The 21,168-nt window shown below is 44.7% G+C and carries 15 protein-coding genes; 8 read left to right on the forward strand and 7 right to left on the reverse strand.

Translation table 11 applies throughout. The annotated features are described in order from the left end of the window. Positions 1 to 5 precede the first annotated feature (5 nt). Positions 6 to 1,277: a hypothetical protein gene (locus BM090_RS05885; RefSeq protein ID WP_091509080.1), complete on the reverse strand. Its 1,272-nt coding sequence runs from the start codon at positions 1,275 to 1,277 to the stop codon at positions 6 to 8. 38 nt (positions 1,278 to 1,315) lie between these two features. Beyond that, complete coding sequence (locus BM090_RS05890; RefSeq protein ID WP_091509084.1) at positions 1,316 to 2,197, reverse strand: YitT family protein; 882 nt, start codon at positions 2,195 to 2,197, stop codon at positions 1,316 to 1,318. Positions 2,198 to 2,480: 283 nt separating this feature from the next. On the opposite strand from BM090_RS05890, the gene BM090_RS05895 reads away from it, so the two are divergent. From BM090_RS05895 to BM090_RS05920, 6 genes are all read left to right on the forward strand, one after another. Beyond that, complete coding sequence (locus BM090_RS05895) at positions 2,481 to 3,191, forward strand: metallophosphoesterase family protein (protein WP_091509087.1); 711 nt, start codon at positions 2,481 to 2,483, stop codon at positions 3,189 to 3,191. Between the two features lie 34 nt (positions 3,192 to 3,225). Then, positions 3,226 to 4,428, forward strand: a complete 1,203-nt coding sequence (locus tag BM090_RS05900) for a glycosyltransferase family 4 protein (RefSeq protein WP_091509089.1) — start codon at positions 3,226 to 3,228, stop codon at positions 4,426 to 4,428. Positions 4,429 to 4,498: 70 nt separating this feature from the next. Continuing rightward, positions 4,499 to 5,053 carry a hypothetical protein gene (locus BM090_RS05905; protein WP_091509091.1) on the forward strand — a complete coding sequence of 185 codons (555 nt, stop codon included), beginning with the start codon at positions 4,499 to 4,501 and terminating at the stop codon, positions 5,051 to 5,053. Between the two features lie 201 nt (positions 5,054 to 5,254). Further along, on the forward strand, positions 5,255 to 5,926 hold the full coding sequence (locus BM090_RS05910) for a heme exporter protein CcmB (RefSeq protein WP_091509095.1): 672 nt from the start codon (positions 5,255 to 5,257) through the stop codon (positions 5,924 to 5,926). Positions 5,927 to 6,022: 96 nt separating this feature from the next. Continuing rightward, the gene (locus BM090_RS05915; protein WP_091509098.1) at positions 6,023 to 7,045 is read left to right on the forward strand and encodes a glycosyltransferase; all 1,023 of its coding nucleotides are present in this window, start codon (positions 6,023 to 6,025) and stop codon (positions 7,043 to 7,045) included. Positions 7,046 to 7,052: 7 nt separating this feature from the next. Then, entirely contained in the window at positions 7,053 to 8,195 is a 1,143-nt protein-coding gene (locus BM090_RS05920; protein ID WP_091509102.1) for a glycosyltransferase, read from the forward strand. Between the two features lie 87 nt (positions 8,196 to 8,282). Here BM090_RS05920 and BM090_RS05925 read toward each other — a convergent pair whose 3' ends face one another. Continuing rightward, positions 8,283 to 8,969 (reverse strand): SDR family oxidoreductase, encoded by a 687-nt coding sequence (locus BM090_RS05925; protein WP_091509105.1) that lies wholly within the window; start codon positions 8,967 to 8,969, stop codon positions 8,283 to 8,285. 183 nt (positions 8,970 to 9,152) lie between these two features. On the opposite strand from BM090_RS05925, the gene murB reads away from it, so the two are divergent. Then, positions 9,153 to 10,175 (forward strand): UDP-N-acetylmuramate dehydrogenase, encoded by a 1,023-nt coding sequence (murB, locus tag BM090_RS05930; RefSeq protein ID WP_091509108.1) that lies wholly within the window; start codon positions 9,153 to 9,155, stop codon positions 10,173 to 10,175. A 61-nt stretch (positions 10,176 to 10,236) separates the two neighbouring features. On the opposite strand, the gene BM090_RS05935 is transcribed toward murB, so the two are convergent. The 3 genes from BM090_RS05935 to BM090_RS05945 all read right to left on the reverse strand — a co-directional run bounded on the left by BM090_RS05935 (position 10,237) and on the right by BM090_RS05945 (position 16,274). Then, positions 10,237 to 11,382, reverse strand: a complete 1,146-nt coding sequence (locus BM090_RS05935) for an efflux RND transporter periplasmic adaptor subunit (RefSeq protein ID WP_091509112.1) — start codon at positions 11,380 to 11,382, stop codon at positions 10,237 to 10,239. 25 nt (positions 11,383 to 11,407) lie between these two features. Beyond that, positions 11,408 to 15,754 (reverse strand): CusA/CzcA family heavy metal efflux RND transporter, encoded by a 4,347-nt coding sequence (locus BM090_RS05940; RefSeq protein ID WP_091509116.1) that lies wholly within the window; start codon positions 15,752 to 15,754, stop codon positions 11,408 to 11,410. 121 nt (positions 15,755 to 15,875) lie between these two features. Then, entirely contained in the window at positions 15,876 to 16,274 is a 399-nt protein-coding gene (locus BM090_RS05945; protein WP_143083884.1) for a hypothetical protein, read from the reverse strand. 96 nt (positions 16,275 to 16,370) lie between these two features. Between BM090_RS05945 and BM090_RS05950 the strand changes: the two genes are divergently transcribed. Beyond that, a complete protein-coding gene (locus BM090_RS05950; protein ID WP_245756687.1) occupies positions 16,371 to 17,039 on the forward strand; it encodes an anthranilate synthase component II in 669 nt (222 codons plus the stop codon). Positions 17,040 to 17,327: 288 nt separating this feature from the next. Here the strand turns inward: BM090_RS05950 and BM090_RS05955 are convergent, their stop codons facing one another. Then, complete coding sequence (locus BM090_RS05955; RefSeq protein WP_143083885.1) at positions 17,328 to 21,149, reverse strand: OmpA family protein; 3,822 nt, start codon at positions 21,147 to 21,149, stop codon at positions 17,328 to 17,330. Positions 21,150 to 21,168: the final 19 nt, after the last annotated feature.

Genomic DNA, 21,168 nt, shown 5'->3' on the forward strand with positions numbered 1-21,168 from the left:
TTTTATTAATAAACTTTTAGCACTACTTTTTCATTTATCCAGCAGCCTGTGGCGGCTATGTCGCCTTCTTTGAGTCCCGCTTTGAGCAAATCGTCTTTGGTCGGTAGCTTGGGCTTTAAGATGGCTTGTTGGTTGCGTTCGCCTGCACGTCCGTAGTAATAGTAAGCCACCAAATAAATGAGTTTTTCTTGAAATACCGAGGTCGTTTTGGCGCAATCGGGGGCGGCTGTGGCGTAAAGCTCGGCCAAAAATTGATATACTTTTGGTTCGTGTTGTTGGCTCATCGACCATGCGGTTTGGGCGTATTTTTTTGCCAAAACATACTGTTTTTCAGCCGAATAAGTAGCGGCTATTTGCAAATAACATTCAGCTTGCACCTCACAATTGGGCTTGGCGGCAATGGCTTTGTAGAAATATTCGCGCGATTTGGCGTATTGCTGATTTTTCTTGGCATCGCGGCCAAGTCTTACGAGCAAATTGGTGCTGGGCTGAAATTGTTGCACGTGCAAAGCGGCTTTTTCGTACAGTGGGTCGGTGGTGCAGCCGTGTTGCTGCATGAGCACCATGATTTGTTTGGCAAGCGTAAGGCTGTCGGGATGCTTTTCGTAAACGGGTTTCAGGAACTCAAACACATACGGACAATCTTTTTTGAGGCATTTTTGCGAAAGCTGATACATCACGCGGCGCAAGCTGTCCAATTGGCGGTCCTTGCGGTTGGTTTTGTGTTGCTCGGCTGTTGCGCGGTGCATACGGTCGTATTGCGCCAGTGCCGAATCTTTGCGAATGTATTTGCTTTCGGTTACTTCGCAAAGACTTTCAAGTAAATGTAAATTATTGACAGGCAATATTTTACTTCCTGACACGTCGAGCAAATGCGAATAAAACGTATAACGTTTTTCGGGGGAATCTTGCCAATATGTTGCGGCTTTCAGGCCTTTTTGGTTGAGTGCCCAAACGGCACTGTCGGGGAATGTAACGGCCATTCGCTCAAAAATCTGCAAGGCTGTGTCTTTCATGGCGATGGCACGCAGCGCGTCGGCGGGGTCTTCTGCCCAATACACATACACGCGGCTGGTAGCCTGCAACGTTGCCCACGAAATAGGCTGTTCGTTGCGCAACAAATACCGCGCAGGCGGCAGCGCATTTTCGTAGTCATTTCCCGTAAGGGCTTTTTCTAATTTACGTTGGTTTTTGCTAATGTTTTTGTCTTGTGCCCAACTGCTGGTCGCTATCGTTAGGCACAAGGCAAGCGCGATAAAAATTTGATTGGTTTTCATATCTTTATAAAAAACTATAAATCAGTTTGTTAGGCGCATCAATGGAAAGTACGTTTCTTAATCATACCGCCTTTGGTGTCGTTGATGCTGTGCAAGATAATGAAAGCTTGTTCATCTATTTTCTCTATTTCTGCTTTTACTTTAGAAATTTCCAGACGCGTAACGATACAGTACAAAATATCCAAGTCCATCGACGATGGCGCAGTTCCTTGCGGCTTAAAGCCTCTTTCGCCTTTGTAAACGGTTACGCCCATCCCTAATTCTTTGGTAATCACTTGTTTAATTTGTTCGCTGCGGTCAGAAATAATGGTCATGGCGGTATATTCTTCCAAACCATTGATAATAAAATCGACGGTTTTGGAGGCCGACAAATACGTCAGGATGGCGTAAAGAGCCGTTTCTATGTTGATAAGAAATGCCGCAAAACTAAAGATGATGATATTGACCATCATAATAATATCACCTACCGAAAGCGAAGTGTTTTTGCTCAAATAAATGGCAAAAACTTCCGTACCGTCCAGCACGCAGCCGCCGCGCATGGTAAGCCCGATGCCTGCACCCAAGAAAAAGCCACCAAACACTGAAATCAAAAGTTTGTCGGCGGTAATGACAGGATAAGGGACAATAGAAAGACAAATTGCCAGTAAAGCAATGGCAATCAGGGTTTTGAAGGCAAACCACCGCGAAACTTGTCGGTAGCCAATGATAATGAACGGAATGTTGATGATGACAACGAGAATAGCCAAGTTCACGTCTGTGAGGTTTTCGATAAGTAGCGAAATTCCCATTACACCACCATCCAGAAAGTTACTTGGCAATAAAAAACCTTTCAGCCCCAGCCCTGCCGAAAGCACCCCCAATACCATCAAAATGGTGTTCTTAATCGTTCGTCTAAATTCAATGCTTACCGATGCTGTCATAATTTTTTTAAAAATGATTTAGTTGAAAGAATATACTAATGCGTACTTTTAAAGGAACATGATTTAGTTTTAAAAAATTTCCAAAAATAACGAAAAAAATCTGAAATTTTCCTTAAAATATTCCCTTTCATGCCCGATTTATTGTTTTTTTCTTAAAAATAGCTTAAGCCCCAACTTCAGAAGGAGATTGAATAATTTTCTGATTTTTCTTTTTTTGTTTAATATTGAACCTCAAAAGCATAGTTAGCCAATAGGTTAGTAGTTGGGTATAAGTCAAGAGAATATGCACGCAGGCATCGCATTTACGAAAAGGGTCGCCACTCCATCGGCATCGGCACGCCGTTGGGTGGTTCCTGATGTGCATGGCTGTGCCCGCACACTCAATGCCTTGCTCAATCGCTTGGCGGTTACGGCTGGCGACCAGCTTTTTTTCTTGGGCGACTACATCAACAAAGGGCCAGACAGCAAAGGCGTTTTGGATACGCTGATTGGCTTGGAACAACAACATTTTCAGGTTTATTGTTTGCGCGGCAACCACGAACAAATGTTTCTGAATGCAGCCCAGCACCCCGACCAACTGCGCCGCATTTTGGCACTGCAAAGAGGCCTTAACTTGCTGGATTGTAATGGTTTGCCCGACGCGCGTCATTTGGCTTTTATTGCCCAAATGCCTTATTATTTTCAGCTCGACGATTTTTATTTGGTTCATGCAGGCTTCAAATTTGCGCAAAATGCACCGCTCCAAGACGGAATGTCTATGCTCACGATTCGGCGTTGGCACGCTGACAATACACTTACGGGAGGCCGCCGCATTATTCATGGCCACACACCTACGGAGCTTTATTTTATCGAAAAGAATATAGAATTGGGCAGCCTGATTCTGCCCATCGACAACGGCTGCGTGTATGCTGGCGAAATCATGGGACAAGGCCATTTGCTGGCACTGGACATGAACAGCATGGAACTTGTCGCGCAACCAAATATAGACAAATAATTTTTCAAATCATTATAAAACAAATAGTTACATTTTGAAAGTCGTTTACTTTTACCAATATTTTTCTACGCCCAAAGGCTCTTGGGGAACACGTGTATATGAGTTTGCCAAAGACTGGGTGAACAAAGGCCATGAAGTAACCGTAGTTACGAGTGTGTATTACAAATCTGACATTAAGGCCGAAGGCCTAATCGACCGCCAAAATTTTGAGGGAATCGACGTGCGGATTATCAACGTGGAAATCAACAACAAACAGCCCGTTTTGAAACGAATCTGGACGTTTTTGCAATATAGTTTCTTGTCGTCGTGGTACGCGCTGACGCTGCCCGCCGATGTGGTCATTGCCTCGTCGGGGCCGATTACGGTCGGCATACCAGGACTTGTGGCGTGGATACGCGGTCGGAAACTGGTATTTGAAACGCGCGATTTGTGGCCAGATGGCGCGATTGAACTGGGAATTATTAGTAATCCGCTTATCAAAAAGTTTTCGTATTGGTTTGAAGGATTTTGTTATCGTGCCTCGCGCCTGATAGTTACGCTTTCGCCTGGCATGAAAGACGATATTGTTCGCCGCCATGCGCACCCGTTTGTTATTTCCGTGCCCAACTCGGCCAATAGCGAACTTTTCGGCAAAAAAGTAGAAGGTTTCCGTCTGCCCGATTTTGCCCAAAACAAGAAAATTGCGATTTACACAGGCAATATTGGCATGGTAAATAACTCGGTTTTGTTGTTTGAAGCGGCGCGTATTTTGCAAGCACAAGGCCGCCACGATATTCTGATTTTGTTGGTAGGTGATGGGCAGCAGCGCGAAGAATTTGAGCAAAAAGCCGCCGCCGCCAAGCTGGACAACTTCAAGATTTTGGGTTTGATGCCCAAAAAAGATTTGGTGGGTTTTGTGCAAAATTCGATGGTTTCGCTTGTGCCGCTCAAAGGTACACCCGTATTGGATACATCTTCGCCCAACAAATTATTTGAGTCGTTGGCCTCTGGCGTGCCCGTGATTCAGACGACGCAAGGTTGGATAAAAACCTTTTTGCAAGAAGAACAATGCGGTATTACGATAGATGCCGACAGCCCGCAGGAGCTTGCCAACGCACTTATCCGCATGGCCGACAACGAAGCCGAAACCAAAGAGATGGGCGCGAAAGCCTTTAGCATTGCCGAAACTAAATTTGGCCGCGACTATTTGGCCGCCACCATGCTCGATGCTTTGGTGAAAGTACACGAGCAGAAATAATTTTTGTCCCCGACCTTATAGGCGTTGAAAGTCTGTAAGGTCGGGTTTTAAATATTTTTCCCAAAACATTATGCCCAGACTTGCCACGCCTTTCAATCGCTACACGCTGCCCGAATATCTGGCGGCTCTGGATGACTACAAGCAAACCAAACGCGACTTTAATACGCTTGGTTTCTATCGGTCAATCCTTGAAAATGAGAAACTTACTTTGGAAGAAAAACAGCAAGTTTTGGCGTATGCGTATCCTGTCATTGGCAAAAGTTTTGAGTTTTTGGTGCTCAAAGACCCGCACACGTATTACAATATTTCGATTTTAGGGCGCGAGCAAGAGCCGACCATTCCCGAATACAGGCATATTTGGCAAGAAATAAAAGCCAAGCAACAGGCTATTTTGGAAGCCAAAGATTTCGGACATCGCAGTTTCGGGACATATTCCAAGCACGATTGCGGCTACGAGGATTGCCCGTACAACGGCCTAATGATACAAAAAGGCTCTGTGTTGTCGGAAGGAGAATTGCATTTTTGTAGCGACCGCGACCGCACCAGTGCCAAGAAAAAATCTTTAGCCCACAAAAAAGACCGCAAACAAGAACATCGCCTTATTCGGCGCGATGAGGAGTTATAAAAGGTTATATTAAGTGCATTTGGAGAAGATCCACAACAATTAATCATTGATTATTAAGGATTTACACCTAACATATAATTATTTTGCCAAACCAATTCTATTACTTTATTTCTCAATTCGCATTCTTTAAAACATGATTCTCCGCAACTTTTCTTGGGCTAAAAAGCAGACATCGTTACCTTTGCGCCAAATTTTTTTTGTATGGCTTTAGCGCAAGAAATTAAAACACTCATTACCAAAGACATCGTTTTGGAATGGCGGCAACGCTACGCCCTCAACGGCATGATTCTGTACATTGTCAGTACGGTAGTGGTGTGTTATATGAGTTTTAATTTACAGCGCGTTCCGCTCAACGTCGTTACTTGGAACGCTCTTTTCTGGATTATTTTGCTTTTTACCTCCGTCAATGCCATTGCCAAAAGTTTTATGCAAGAGCGACAAGGCCGACACTTATATTACTACACGCTCGTGAGTCCGCAAGCGATTATTTTATCCAAAATAATTTATAACACGCTGTTTATGTTGCTGTTGTCGGGAATTGGCTTGCTCGTGTACGGCGTTGTGCTCAACAATCCTGTGCAGGATATGCCACTGTTTTTGTTGAATTTGGCTTTGGGTTCGATGGGCTTCGCCTCTACCCTTACCATGATTTCGGGCATCGCCTCGAAAGCCAACAACAACAGTACACTGATGGCCGTATTGAGTTTTCCCGTCATTATCCCGATGTTGCTAATGCTCATCAAGGTTTCTAAAAATGCCCTTGATGGCCTCGAACGCGCCAGCAGCACCGACGAAATCGTTACACTTTTGGCCATCAATGCCATTGTTTTGGCCGTGTCCTATATTTTATTTCCATATTTGTGGAGAAGTTAATTTTTTGATAGTCAAATCATTAACTCTTGAAATGCTTTTTGGCTGCTAAAGCAAAAAGCTATATATTTGAGGCCTTTTATTTATTTAAAATCATAGATGAATAAACCATTTACATTAGTTAGCACGGTTTTTAACGAAATAAATCGTCTTGACCAAACGATTGCCGACATCGAGGCACAGACGCTGCCGCCTACACAGATTATCATCACGGACGCTGGTTCTACGGACGGCACATATGAGCGGCTAATGCGCTGGAAAACAGAGAGTAAAATCGAAATTGTAGTGCTGGTAAAAGAGCGTTGCAACGTAGCCGAAGGCCGCAATATGGCCATCCAAGCCGCCAAATACGACTTGATTGCTTCTACGGATTTTGGTTGCCGTTTTCTTCCCAAATGGCTCGAAAGCATCATGACACCGTTTGAGGACGAGAAAATTCGTATCGTGGCGGGTTCGTACAAAGTGCGCGAAGAGTATGTGGACACACTGGCCGCCAAAGCCGATTGGGTGCTGGCCAATGCCTATCAAATCCAGATGGATCAATATTTTGTGCCGTCTTCGCGTTCAATTGCCTATTACAGAGAGATTTGGGAAAGTGTCGGGGGCTATCCTGAATGGGTAACATTGGCCGCCGATGACTCTACGTTTGCCTACCTGATTTTTAAGAAAGGGATCAAAATGCACTACGTGGACGAACCGAATGTATATTGGTTGCGCCACAAGACATTTACTGGATTTAAGAAAGAATGTTGGCGTTATGGTTTGGGCGAAGGCGAAACGCAAGTAGGCATGCGCAACTTTTTGTCTAATCTCGTCGAAACAAGCTGTCGTTATACACTTCCGATTGGTATTATGTTGTTAATCAGCGGCTTGTTACCTTTGTGGTTCATCTTGCCTGTGGTTGCGGTGCAAACTTTTGGTTTACGTTCGTATAAAAATGCGTTCAAAAATTGGTGGCGTTTGCGTTCGGACAAATATAATTTTCAGGTGTTTTTGGCTTCGTTGTACCTAACGGAAATTTCCAGACTTACGCACATGAAAGGCTACATACAAGGCTATTGGTACAGCCCAGAATTTCGTAAGCAAGAGGCCAAGAAATTACAAGCCATTCTTAACGCCTAACGCCTGTATGAACATCATCATTTATCACCCCAACTCTTTTGGCGGCACTTACGACTACGCTATCCAAATTTTTGAGGCTTATCGCCAGCACCCAGCCGTAAACCGCTGCGTGTTGCTTTTGCCCGAAAATGCCGCGTATTCGGGCGAAAACGTCCACAAAATTTTGCCAACGGACTTGGTAGAGGGCAGCAAATGGTACAAAAAACTGCATTTTGTGTACCGAAATTTTGCCAATCCGCTGAAACTGTGGCGTTATTTGCGCAGCCAAAAGCAACAAAAAAGTGTGGTGGTATTTGATGAGTTTGAGCAAATTACGTCGTTTTTTTGGTCGCCGTTTTTCCGTGCTACCAAGCCTGCGGCGCACCGTTACGCGGTGGTGCTGCACGACCCCGACCGCGACGCGTACCCGCCTACACCCGCCATCGCCAAACGCAGCATGAAATGGGTAATGGATGCCATGGATTTTGGGATTTATCACGAACTTTTGCCCGACCGTATTTATTATAAATCAAACCCTAAAGTGCAGTATATCAACTCGCATTTGGGGATTTATCCGCCATTTCCGCCCAATTCTGCGCTGTTGGCCGACCTACAAAAGCAAAAAGCAGATAGCCAGTTGGCCGTGATTATTGGCAATATTCGCGCCGAAAAAAACTACGATTTGGCTATCAAATCGCTGCCAGATTTCCCTAATCTCAAATTGTTGGTGGCGGGTCGTGCGGCCAATTCGGGCATGGACACGGGCATTTATAAACGTTTGGCCGCAGAGTTGGGCGTATCGGATAGAGTGTTGTGGATAGAGCGTTTTTTGTCGGACGAAGATTTGGCAGCCGTCATACAAGCCTCTGATTTGGTGCTACTTAACTACTCCGCTACCTTCAAATCGCAAAGCGGCGCATTGTGTCTTATTGCTCCATACAAGAAAAAATTATTGGCTTCGGCGGGTGAAAGTGCTTTGGCCATTGCCGTCGAAAATTTCGAGATTGGCAGCCTTGCCCAGCCCGACGATTTGGCCAGCATGAAACAGCAATTAGCCGCACTTTTGGCGCAGCCGAAAGCCCCCTTGCTGCAATGGGAACATTTCTTGCAAGAAAGTTCGTGGGAAAGTAATGCCGAAAAAGCGATTAGCGTTTTTGCAAAATCTTTTTAATCAGCTTGTAATAAAGCGGTTTAATTAATTAGTCAAACCGCTATTATTACAAGCAATTGTATTTGATACACGCTTGAAATTACTCCGTTACAAAGGCGAAAGATGTATTTCGTCCGTTACGGCTTGTGCCGAAAGCGAGTAAGCCGCCCAAATACTTTCGGCTATGTCTGTGGGTTGGAGAATGTTGGTTGGCTTGTTGGGTTCGTCGTCCCAGCTTGAGGTAAGCGTTGCGGCAGGCAATACAGCCGTTACTTTGATGTTGTGTGGCCTTAGTTCTTCGCGCAATACCTTCGTAAAGCCATACAATGCCGCTTTGCTCACACAATAAGAACCTGCATCTGGAATGGGTTTGTAGCTTGCAACCGAACAAATCGTAAAGATGTGTCCCGCGGCAGCTTGTTTCATGGCTGGTGCAAATATTTGTGCTAAAATATAATTCGGCAATAAATTTACGGCCAACAAATCCGATAAAACATTAGGGGTTTCCTCTGTTAGGCGGCCTGTTGCGTAAATTCCTGCATTGCCTACCCACACGGCAGGCGTTCCGTAGGTAAGTACTGCACGCCCAAATGCTTCCACTTGCGCCGCGTCGGAAAGATCTGCGGCAAATGTGCTAACACGTGCGCCATAATTCAAACGCATTTCTTCGCGTAATGCCACCAAATCTATCTCATTGCGAGCGCAAGTAATGACATGAAATCCTTCTCGTGCAAATTTTTCTACAATGGCACGACCTATGCCTTTTGTGCCTCCCGTTACTACTACTATTTTCATATCCTTTTATTTTCTGTTTAAACACCGTACAAAACGGGTTCTAGTTCATTTTTATTCTTAAAAATATTGGCGCAAAAATATAGAAGACCTTCATTTCCTACCCAAGCATTTGCAAAAACCTTTCGTTTTATTTTCAAAATGAATGTAGTTTTGCGGCCATAATAGACATTACTTTTTGGTTTTATGCACGTACAAACAAACGTTTCGCTTCGTCCTTTCAACACTTTTGGCATAGATGCCCGCGCCCAATACCTCGTACACATCGACACGGAGGCGGCTTTGTTGGAGGCTTTGCGCCAACCACAATGGCAGGCTTTGCCCAAGCTCATACTCGGAGGCGGCAGCAATATGCTTTTTACCAAAGACTACGAAGGCGCAGTGTTTCGCATTGAGCTAAAAGGAATTAGCGTAGTGCAAGAATCTGAAAAAGAGGTAATTGTACGCGCTGGAGCTGGCGAAGTTTGGCACGAATTTGTACAGCATTGTTTGCGCAACGGTTGGGGCGGCTTGGAGAATTTGTCGCTGATACCAGGCACGGTGGGAGCTTGCCCAATCCAAAATATTGGGGCGTATGGCGTAGAAATCAAAGAAATTTTTGAAAGTCTGGAGGCCGTGCACATTGCCACTGGCGAAAAACGCGTATTTAGTCATGCACAATGCGCTTTTGGTTACCGCGACAGCTATTTCAAACAAGAAGGCAAAGGCCAATATATCATCACGGCGGTTACGTTTCGCTTGCACAAAAAACACGAAAATTTAAACGTGAGTTACGGGGCAATTCGGGACGTGTTGGCCGAGCGAGGCATCACGAATCCGTCTTATCTTGATGTAAGTGAAGCGGTTATCTCTATCAGACAAAGCAAATTACCGAATCCTGCGGAGCTTGGCAACGCGGGTAGCTTTTTCAAAAATCCCGAAATTCCGTTGGCACAATACGAGCAGTTGCGCGAGCAATTCCCGAATGTTCCGTCTTATCCCGTCAATGCCCAAACCGTGAAAGTTCCTGCGGGTTGGCTCATCGAACAAAGCGGCTGGAAAGGCAAACGCGTCGGCAATTGTGGCGTACATCATTTGCAAGCCCTCGTAATCGTGAATTATGGTGGTGCCACTGGTGCAGAAATCAAGGCACTTTCCGAGCAAATACAGGCCGATGTTTTTACTAAATTTGGCGTAACGCTCTCGGCAGAAGTCAATTTTATTGGATAAATAATAAAATAAAAAGCCCCAAAATATCAACTACTTTGGGGCTTTTTATTAGTAAAATTAATTACTCTTCTTCCGCTACATTTTTGAGTTTCATTAGCAATGAATATGCGCCTTTATACACAATTTTTTGCTTTTCGGAAGGCAAATCTTTTGCATTTTTTATTTCTACAAATCCCTCTTCCTCGCCACCTGTTTTTACTTCTACCATTTGGAATTTGTGGGCATTTTCGGCCACAAAAACATAATCTTTGTTTTCATAATGTACGATGGCCTCTTCTGGCAACGCCGAAACCGCCGCGTTACGGGTTTCTATTTCGGCATTCATAAACATACCAGGGATAAGCGTATGGTCGTATTGCTCAAAATGGCAATGCACTTCTACATTACGGCTTGCTGATAAGTTCTTGCCTATCAGGATTATTTCGCACAAATGCTTGTTGGTTGGGTCGGCGTTGGTGTAGGCGTAGAGCTTCTGACCAAGTTTAATTTTACTCAAATCTTGCTCAAAAACCGACAAATTCAAGTGAATATCCGTTGGATTTATCAGCTCAAAAAGCACTTCTGTTGGTGCCACATATTTGCCAATATTGACATTTACCACCGACACATAACCCTCGATTGGCGATTTAATATTCACGGATTTTGAAATATTATCTGCTGTGAGTTTTTCGGGATTTATGCCAATAATTAATAGTTTTTCTTTGAGTGCTTTTAATTTAATTTTTTCGGACTGAAAATCCGCTAAAGCCTGTTGATAAACTTTATCGCTGGCCGCATTACTGGCATTCAATTCTTTTTGTCTTTGCAAATCTTTTTCCAACAATCCCAACATATTTTTTGCCGTCAGGAAATCTTGTTGCAATTGGATGTATTGTTGGTCTTCCATGATGGCAATTACTTCGTTTTTGCTCACGTGCATTCCTGGCAACAATTTCGTAGATTTCAAGTAGCCACCCAACGGCGCACTGATCGAAACCAAATTTTGTGGTGGCACATCAATTACGCCGTTTACTTTTAGCGTAGAAGAAATACTTTTTGGCGTAATTTCACCTAATTGTATGCCCGATGTTTTAATTTGAGCATCCGTAAGTGTTACTTCCGTTTCGATGGTTTCTTTTTCGGTTTCTTGTGCCGTATTTTCAGCTTTTTTTCCACAAGAACCTAACAAAAATAATGCTGATATATAAACAAAAATGAGGTTTTTCATTTTCTTAAATTTTTAGAAATTAAAATTATTTGTTTAGGAGCGAATAAATCTCTACAGCTTCTCGATTTTGGGCTTCGATGGCGTTGAGATATTCGGTTTGGATACTGATACTTTGGCTAATAAGCAGCGTCCAATCCAAGTAATTGATTTGCCCCGCGTTGAGTTGTAAGTTTGCCAACTGCTGCAATTGTTGGGCTTTTTGCAAAGCATTTTGTTCATAAAAACCGATACTTGCTTGCGCTTTTTGGTAACGCAATTGGGCTTGTTGCCATTGGGCGTGCAGTTGTTTTTGGCTGTTTTGGTAGCTACTTTCCGCGATTTGTTGTGCAATGTTAGCGGCTGCAATGCGGCTTTTTTGTGCTTTTGCCCACAGCGGAATCCCCACGCCCAATTGCACAGATTGAAAGCGTTTGTTGTAGCCATAATATACATCATCGCTGCCTACTCCTCTGATAGTCATGTTGTTGTAGGCGAGCATAAGGCTTGGCAAAAGTTTTGCTTTTTCGAGGCGATAGGCCGTAAGGCTTTGCGTGCGTTGCTGCTGGGCAAGTTGCGCGTGTGGGTGTTGGCGCAACGCTGCCGTATCGCTCCACACCACCGACACAGGCAAAACGGCACTAGCCGCAGGGCTTGGAACAAATGCCGTGTGGGTATTGAGCAAATACCGAAATTCCGCTTGCAAAATGCCGTAGTCGTGTTGCACTTGTTGGAGTTGCAAAGCGATTTGGCCGCGTGTGAGTTCGGCACTGTTGGCTTCCAACACATTACTTTCGCCTTTGCGGAAACGTAGCGTAGATTTTTGCACAAATTCGCTCAAAATACTATCATTTTTCTGCAAAATAGTGCGCCTTTTTTCCAACAAAAGCATTTGAGAATATACCAAACGAACTTGTTTTTTTAGCTCATTTTCTTTGAGCGTAGCGACAAGCAAACTTTTTTTCAATTCGTCAGATAAAAGCTCTTTTTGGTGCTTATAAACCGTCGGGAATTGGAAATTTTGAGCCAAAGAAATTTTATTATCTTTATAAATGCTATTGAATTGCCCATATTCAAAACTCACGTCTGTTGGGGCAATATCCACGCCCGATTTTTTGAGTTTTTCGGCGTGCGAAACCATTAATTTTTCTGTTTTTAGGCTCAAATTATTGGCTACTGCCGAATCCAAAGCGGCTTGCAAACTAATCGGTGTTTGGGCTTGGGCAGCATTTCCGAAAAGCACCAACAAAACAATACTTACGGCTGTGGTCGTTGTGCCAGATTTGGGGTTTTCGTTTTTTTCAAAAAGCATATAAAGTGCTGGTAACACAAAGAGTGTGAGCAATGTAGCCAACATCAGGCCACCGATTACGACCGTTGCCAAAGGGCGTTGTACTTCCGCGCCTGCGCCATTGCTGACGGCCATCGGCAAAAAGCCCAACGAGGCCACAAACGCCGTCATGAGCACAGGCCGCAAACGCAAACTTGTACCTTCCAGCACCACACGGCGTAAATCTGTCTGGCCATCGTGTCGGATTCGGTTAAACTCGGCCACCAACACAATGCCATTGAGCACGGCCACGCCAAACAGCGCGATAAAGCCCACGCCCGCCGAAATACTAAACGGCATACCACGACCCGCCAGCGCAAAAATGCCGCCAATGGCCGAAAGCGGAATCGCCGAATAAATCAACAAACCTTGTCGTACGGAGCTAAACGCAAAATATAACATCAAGAAAATTAGCAACAAAGACACTGGAACGGCAATACTGAGGCGTTGCGTAGCTTTCTCCAAATTCTCGAAAGCACCGCCATACACAATGTAATAGCCCGACGGCAGTTTTACTTTTTTCTGAATTTTTTGTTGCAATTCCTTCACAATGCTTTGCACGTCGCGGCCTCGCACGTTGAAACCCACCACGATACGGCGTTTGGCATCTTCGCGCTGAATTTGGCTGGCGGCTTCCTTGAGCGAAACATTGGCCACCTGATACAACGGAATTTGTGAGCCGTTGGGCGTTGGGATAAGTAAATTTTGAATGTCGCTGAGGCGTTGGCGTTGGTCGCCTGCCAAACGAACCACCAAATCAAAACGGCGTTCGCCTTCAAATATCAGACCGCTACTTTGTCCCGCAAAAGCTGTGTTAATGGTTTGGTTAATGTCCTTAATATTCAAAGCGTATTCGGCGATGGCCGCGCGGTTGTACTCGATAATAATTTGCGGCGTGCCCGTAATGGTTTCGATGTACAAATCTTTCGCGCCGTCCACCGTCTCCACGATAGCACCTAACTTCTTGGAATACAAGGCCAACGTATCCAAATCTTCCCCGAAAATCTTACAAACTACGTCTTGGCGTGCGCCTGTCATTAGCTCATTAAAACGCATCTGAACAGGAAATTGAAACCCAAAACTAACGCCCGTTACGTCTTCCAGCGAATGACTCATTTTTTCGGCCAGTTCTGGGAATGTTTCCGCCGAAGTCCATTCACTTTTGTCTTTGAGAATAATCATCAAATCTTGCGCCTCCATCGGCATGGGGTCGGTCGGGATTTCGGCACTGCCAATTTTGGCCACCACTTTTTCTACTTCAGGATATTTGAGCAAAATTTTAGACGCTTTTTGCGCCGCATCAAGACTTACATTGAGGTTGCTCCCTGGCAAAACACGCGTTTCGAGTGCAAAATCGCCTTCTTCCAACGCAGGAATAAATTCGCCTCCCATTTGGCTCAAAATCAGCACGGCAATCACGAGCAAGCCCACCGACGCGGACACGATGAGTTTGGGGAACGACAAAATTTTGTCCAAAAGTTTTTGATAACGCTTTTCGATAAAGTCAATCAGATGGTCAGAGAAATTCTTTTTGTGCGCCACTTTTTTACTCAAAAACAAAGCACTCATCGTCGGGATATAGGTCAGCGACAAAATAAATGCACCCAACAACGCAAACGCAACTGTCTGAGCCATAGGCTTAAACATTTTACCTTCGATGCCTTCGAGCGTAAAAATCGGGAGGTACACAATCAGGATAATAATTTGCCCGAAAACCGCACTGTTCATCATGCGGCCAGCCGAGTAATTGACTTCGTCGTCCATTTGTTTTTGAGAAATGCGCGTAAGTCCCGCAAAATTGGGGCTGCTGGCCAGTCGGTGCATCACAGATTCCACAATAATTACTGCGCCGTCCACTATCAAACCAAAATCCAACGCGCCCAAACTCATCAGGTTGCCACTCACGCCAAACAAATTCATCATAATAATCGCGAAAAGCATCGCCAACGGAATCACGGAAGCGACCAGCAAACCCGCGCGAACATTCCCCAAAAACAGCACCAACACAAACACGACAATGAGTGCGCCTTCCAACAGGTTTTTTTCTACCGTCCCGATGGCATTGTTTACCATTTTGGTACGATCAAGAAACGGCTCAATCACCACGCCTTCTGGCAAAGTTTGCTGAATTTGGGCAACGCGTTCTTTTACGTTGCGGATTACCTCGCTGCTGTTTTCGCCTTTGAGCATCATCACGACCGCACCCGCTACTTCGCCTTTGTCGTTATAAGACATTGCGCCATAGCGTGTTGCGTGTCCAAATTGTATATCGGCCACATCGCGCACGTACACGGGATTGCCTTTGTCGGTGTGCGTAACGGCAATGTTACGCAAGTCGTCCAGCGAACTGATAAGCCCTTCGCTACGAATGTAGAGCGTAGTCGAACCTTTTTCGATGTATGCACCGCCCGTATTTTCGTTATTTTTTTCTAAAGCACTAAAAACGTCCGAAATGGTCAGGCCAAAAGATTTGAGTTTGGCAGGATTAACGGCCACTTCGTATTGTTTGAGTTTGCCGCCGAAACTGCTCACATCGGCCACGCCTTTCACGCCCAACAACTGACGGCGAACAATCCAGTCCTGAATCGTGCGCAAATCCATTTCGGAATATTTACCTTCATAGCCTTTTTTGGGGCGCACAACATACTGGTAAATTTCACCCAAACCCGTCGTTACAGGGCCAAGTTCGGGCGTGCCCACTCCTTGCGGAATTTGGACTTGTTGTAGGCGTTCGGCAATTTGCTGACGCGCCCAATAAATGTCGGTGTTGTCGTCAAAAACCACCGTAACCAGCGACAAACCGAAGCGCGAAAAGCTCCGAATTTCCAAAAGCCCCGAAATATTACTGTTGGCTTGTTCTATCGGAAATGTGATAAGTCGCTCAATATCAGGCGCACCCAACGCAGGGGCAACCGTAATAATTTGTACTTGGGTGTTGGTGATGTCGGGCACGGCATCAATGGGCAGGCGCGTAACCTCGTAGCTCCCATAGCCGATAAGCCCCAGCATAAACAACAAAATGATAAGTTTATTTCTTACCGAAAAATTGATGATGGCATTTAGCATAAGTTTAAAAGCATTTTAGCCCTGCACGCTAAAAACAAACGTACAAGGTTTGGGCTAAGTAGCCGTAAGGCCAACGTAGTCCAAGTGTTTTTTTATAAAATAAAAATTGATTATCAGTGATTTATGCTAAATATTTGGGCGGCTGCCAAATAGAAGTTCCGTGCCAAGCGGGAAGGCTGGCATTGTCGGGAAGTGGATATTTTTCCTTTACGAAACTGATTAATTTGCTCGAAAGACTAAGAATTTGTTGGGCTGTATTGGGCAAAACCGCAAAAACACTCACCATCGGCGCAGGGACTTTGAACGGCAAAGCCATGTCGCGGTCTTGGTCGTGGTCGGTGTGTGCTTTTTGAGAAATAAGATAATGCTCATGCAGGAACTCCAAGAAATTCAGGGACTTATGTTCTGTTTTGTGTTCGATAAAATGCTGTATTAGGGCAGGCATCTTCAGCAATTGGTTGCAGGAAGTGGCCGCCAACAGATAAGTAGTCAAGAAAAATATGCCAACTAATCTTTTCACAGACGCAGTATTTTATGTGCGAGCAAATATACAAAGCGATAACAACAAAACAGCCGAAGGGGTTTATTATTGCCCTAATTTAGAATTGGTTTATTTATGGCAGATAGAACCCGATACGATTTAAACGGGCAAATTGTTGCATATTTGCCGCCCAAATCATGTTTTGCTATGCTGCAACCGCGTATTTTGTTGTTAGATAATTTCGACTCATTCACCTACAATTTGGCCGATTACATGGGGCGTTTGGGTGCAAATTGCCACGTCGTGCGCAATAACATTCCTTTTGAGGAGATTATTAACCAACAATATGATGCAGTTTTGCTTTCGCCAGGCCCTGGTGAACCTGCGCAAGCGGGTTGCCTGATGCAAATTATAGCGCATTACGAAAACCGTTTGCCGATACTGGGCATTTGCTTGGGTCATCAGGCTTTGGGCTTGCATTTTGGGGCAAAGTTGCGACGTGCGGCCAAGCCCATGCACGGCAAAACGTCTGTTATCCAGACACATTTATCCAACCCCAAAACCCTATTTGTAGGGTTACCGCCGCAAATGGAAGTAGTGCGTTATCATTCTCTTATTTTGGAAGAATTACCTGAATGCCTGCGAGTTACGGCCTGCACTACCGACGCGGAAATCATGGGTTTTGTTCACGAAACCTTGCCCATCGAGGGGCTACAATTTCACCCAGAAGCCATTCTCACACAATACGGCTTGGAAATGCTCGGCCATTGGCTGAAACGCAACGTAATGCCTGTAACTACCTGAAGGCAAAATCATTGGCATCAATGATACTGGGCAACTAGCAGTACAGACCAACAACACACTACGTTATTTTTCTTTTAAAGAAATTGTGTATTTGTAGATAATTTTTGCATATTCAAAATGAATTTTATTGTTTTTGAATAATTGATTTTAAAGATGTCGCGCCCACGGCATTTATTCCCACACCAACACTTTTTACTACCAAGTCAAAGGCTCTTTATTTCTGCACAAAAAAGCTCTTATAGATTTCTGAAATCCATAAGAGCTTTTTTGTAATACTCTCATAATCTTCTACTTATCCACTACATAAAACTCCGCGCGGCGGTTCATTTTACGCCCGTAAGCCGTCGTATTTGGCATGAGCGGGAAGGCTTCCCCTTTACCTTCGGGCATCACGATCGTGGTTTTTACACCGCGTTTGGTGAGGTATTCTTTGGCGTTTTTCGCACGTTTTTTGGAAAGTTCCAAGTTGTAATCGTCGTTACCGAAACTATCACTATGCGCCAAAATATACAGACGTTTTTCGGGGTGCTGCTTTAGGTGCGTGGCCAAATGATCTAAGAATTTGTAACCATCTACCCGAATATTGGTTTGGTTGGCATCAAAAAACACGCGTCCCATCATGGCGGGTTCGCCGTGATAGTGACCAGCCCGTAACTCGCCATCGCTCAATACCAATTTGGTCGCTGTGCGGGTATTGATGATGTTGTCCATAGCAGCTTTGGCTTCTGGTGTCAGGTTTTTATAATACAAATCATCGCCTTTCTTGAAATGTGCTTTATCGCCTTCATAAACATCTTTGCCCAAACGCTCCTGCACCATGCGGTTAAGTCGTTCCTTTTCCTCTGGCGAAAGCGAGTAATAATAATTTTTGTCTTTTTCGAGCAAACCAGCCGTGAGGTCTTCGCCTTTCTTGGCCGTAGCCTTGCGGCGAGCCGCTACAATCGCATCTATACTTGCTTTCTGTTCGGGAGAAAGATTTTTGTAAAACTGCTCGTCTTCTTCTTTCAGCGCAGGGTCGCGGCTATAGACATTGTGTCCCAACAAAGACTCAATGATGCGGTCTATGCGTTTGCGGTCTTCGGCTTCGAGTTGCTGATAATAAAACTTGTCTTTCTCGGAAAGTGCCAAATCATCCACCACCGTTTTCTTGCCCGACCTGCGATGCGCAATCATTTTGTTAATGGCCGTTTTGCTGCTGTAAGGCAAGTTTTTGTAATACAAATCATCTTCTTTTTTAAGCAACTCATCATTGCCATACACGCCATGCCCCAAACGCGCCTCAATGATGCGGTCTATGCGTGCTTTTTCTTCGGCAGAAAGTCCGCGATAATTAAAATCGTTTTTCTCTTTGAGTTGCAAATCATCGGCGGCTCGCATATTGGCCAAACGATTGGCTACGCTTCTTTCCAGCTCTTCTTTTGCCTCAGCATCAAGGTTTTGATAATAGAAATTATCTTTTTCTTTTAACTTCAAATCATCGTCGTGGGCATTACGTTTGGCCATTGCGTCCACGATACGCGCCACTTGGTCGCGTTCTTCGGGAGCCATTTTGCGATAAGTTACGCGGTCTTTCGCCTTAATTTTGGTGTCTTCATTTTTGTATTTGCCCGCCAAACGACTTTCGATAAGCTTGTCCACCAACTCGCGTATATTCGGTGGCAAATTCTGATATACCAACTCATCTTCTTTGAGCAAAGCATCATTATCTCCATAGAAATATTTGCCTGCACGTGCTGCCGCCCAACGCTCCACAGCCAAACGTTGTTCGGTCGGAAGCTCTTGATAATGAAGCAAATCAGCATTAAGTAAATTAATTGTACCATCGTCGTACACCAACGTCATCAGACGCATAGCGGCCATGCGTTCGATGCGGTTCTTTTCACTTTGCGGCAATTTTGTGTAATAATCTTTTTCCTTCTCTCTCAAATTTACGTCTTTCTGATACTGCACATTTGAGATACGAGCCGCAATGATTCTATCCACGCTGGCGCGTTCTTCGGGCGAAAGTTTATCATAATACAACTTGTCTTTTAGCTTCAAGGTTGGGTCTTTGGCGTAGGCCTCTTCCATGAGCTTGAAGGCAATAATACGGTCTATTTTATTTCTTTCCTCTAAAGTCAAATTGCTATAAAAACGGTCGTCTTGCTCTTTGAGAGCAGGCGTAAGCGCGTAGATTTTATCGCCGTTGCGAGATTTGGCCATTCGATCCACCGCATTGCGAACATCTGCGGGCAAGTTTTTGTAAAATGCCTCGTCTTCGGCCTGCAACGATGGGTCGTGTATGTAAATGTTACGGAAATTGCGGTAGCGTGTCATGCGGTCAATGGCATTTTTCGCTTCAATAGATTGCTTCTCCAAAAACAAACGGTCTTTGGCTTTGAGAGGTTGATCTTTTTCTTCTAATAACTTGGCAATCTGCGACATAATCAAGCGTTCCAAACGCGCTTGGTCTTCTAAAGGCAGGCTGGTCAAATACTCTTCGTCCTTTGCTTTTAGGTCAGGGTCAGCGGCATAATAGCTTTGTACCACTTTATACAACCCGTAGCGGTCTAAACGCGCTTTTTCTTCAGCAGGAAGTTTTTCATAGAAAAATTTATCCTTTTCTTCCAAGCCTGCCGCATCACCCGCGTAGTTAGTAGCAGCCACTTTGGCCGCCATAAACCGCAAAATTTGGCTTTGTTGTTCTGGGGTCAGTTGCTGAAAGGCTTGACTGCTTTGCAAGGCGAGATCGTCGTCTGAATATCGTTTTTTGCTTGCAGAAGCTGTTACAACTACATCGGTCAGGCCTTCTTGCTCCAAAGAAGCCAAAAGCTCACGTTTGTTGTCGGTGCGGAACGTATAAATGTCGTAGTTAGAGCCGTCGCCCGTGCGGTTAGAAGACATATAGCCATATTTTCCGCCCATTACAAAGTAAAAATCATCGCGTGGCGAGTTGAACGGCTTGCCCAAATTAATCAGCTTGTTTGTGCCGTCCATGGCGTACATATAAATATCCAAGCCGCCTAAACCCTTAAAGCCGCGAGAAGAGAAAAACAGTGCGTTTTTGTCGCTGAAATAAAACGGAGACATCTCCTCAAAAGGCGTGTTCACCTTGTCGCCCATGTTTACGGGAGCTGTCCAAGTATCGTTACCGCCTGTGCTGGTACTGTACCAAATATCGTTCATACCCAAGCCTCCCTCGCGCGTGGAGACAAAAAACAGCGTGTCGCCTGTCGCCGACAAAGCTGGGTGCTTGTTTTCGCAATTGGGTTTGTTAATATTGGTATTGAGTTTGACAGGCTTTTGCCATTTTCCTTTTACGAGCGAAGAAACATAAATCATACATTCGCCATTTCCTTCAAAACAACTGGTGTAATAATATTTCGTGCGGTCTTTGTTAAAAACCCCTGCCCCATCATTGATAATGGTATTGATCACGTTAAAATTGTCGTTTTTCTTCATTTCGCGCCAAGTGCCGCCCTTTAGTTCATAACGCATATTATCACTAAAAGGCATTCCCAAACGCGGATCTATGTTGCGGCCTTGCGAGGCTGGATTGTGCGAGGTAACCACAATGGTACTGTCTGCGTCGTAAATAACCGCCGCAAATTCAGGATATTTACTATTGATTACGTTACTCAATGGCTTAAACTCATAGTCGGTGAGTTGCGCGGCTGGCGGTTTTTCCAAAGCCATTTGCACGCCCTCATCTTCAATAATGGCGCGGCGCACCAACATCGTATCTTCTGGTTTTTCGGGTTTGTAATCCACCTCAAAACGCTCTAAAGTCTTTTTCGCCTCTTCGTATTTGCCGTCCATCTTCAGAATGGAAGCCTTCATCAAAAGAGCCTGCGGAAACTTCGCGCCTTCGCGGTCGTAAGCTTTGCCGTACCATTCGCTTGCCTTCGGATAGTCGTAAAGTTTGTTATAACATTCCGCTAATTTAAAAGCCGAATAACCGTCGTACTGATAATGTTTGGCGGCTTTTTCGTAGTACAATTTTGCTTCGTCAAAATTTTCTTGTGCAAAAAGTTCGTCGGCTACTTCTAAGTAATCCTCCAAATCTTGCTTGGCTTGCGCCTGCACGTAAGCCGTTGGCAAGCAGCATATTAATAAAAATGCTGCGACCAAAAATATGTTATATCTGATT

It is taken from the genome of Flexibacter flexilis DSM 6793 (genome assembly GCF_900112255.1).
GTDB classification, from domain to species: Bacteria; Bacteroidota; Bacteroidia; order Cytophagales; family Flexibacteraceae; genus Flexibacter; species Flexibacter flexilis.

What these genes read in the sequence shown, in the direction of transcription:
- BM090_RS05885 (WP_091509080.1), bottom strand. Translation starts at nt 1,277, where the DNA reads ATGAAAACCAATCAAATTTTTATCGCGCTTGCCTTGTGCCTAACGATA.
- BM090_RS05890 (WP_091509084.1), bottom strand. Translation starts at nt 2,197, where the DNA reads ATGACAGCATCGGTAAGCATTGAATTTAGACGAACGATTAAGAACACC.
- BM090_RS05895 (WP_091509087.1), top strand. Translation starts at nt 2,481, where the DNA reads ATGCACGCAGGCATCGCATTTACGAAAAGGGTCGCCACTCCATCGGCA.
- BM090_RS05905 (WP_091509091.1), top strand. Translation starts at nt 4,499, where the DNA reads ATGCCCAGACTTGCCACGCCTTTCAATCGCTACACGCTGCCCGAATAT.
- BM090_RS05910 (WP_091509095.1), top strand. Translation starts at nt 5,255, where the DNA reads ATGGCTTTAGCGCAAGAAATTAAAACACTCATTACCAAAGACATCGTT.
- BM090_RS05915 (WP_091509098.1), top strand. Translation starts at nt 6,023, where the DNA reads ATGAATAAACCATTTACATTAGTTAGCACGGTTTTTAACGAAATAAAT.
- BM090_RS05920 (WP_091509102.1), top strand. Translation starts at nt 7,053, where the DNA reads ATGAACATCATCATTTATCACCCCAACTCTTTTGGCGGCACTTACGAC.
- BM090_RS05925 (WP_091509105.1), bottom strand. Translation starts at nt 8,969, where the DNA reads ATGAAAATAGTAGTAGTAACGGGAGGCACAAAAGGCATAGGTCGTGCC.
- murB (WP_091509108.1), top strand. Translation starts at nt 9,153, where the DNA reads ATGCACGTACAAACAAACGTTTCGCTTCGTCCTTTCAACACTTTTGGC.
- BM090_RS05935 (WP_091509112.1), bottom strand. Translation starts at nt 11,382, where the DNA reads ATGAAAAACCTCATTTTTGTTTATATATCAGCATTATTTTTGTTAGGT.
- BM090_RS05940 (WP_091509116.1), bottom strand. Translation starts at nt 15,754, where the DNA reads ATGCTAAATGCCATCATCAATTTTTCGGTAAGAAATAAACTTATCATT.
- BM090_RS05950 (WP_245756687.1), top strand. Translation starts at nt 16,371, where the DNA reads ATGGCAGATAGAACCCGATACGATTTAAACGGGCAAATTGTTGCATAT.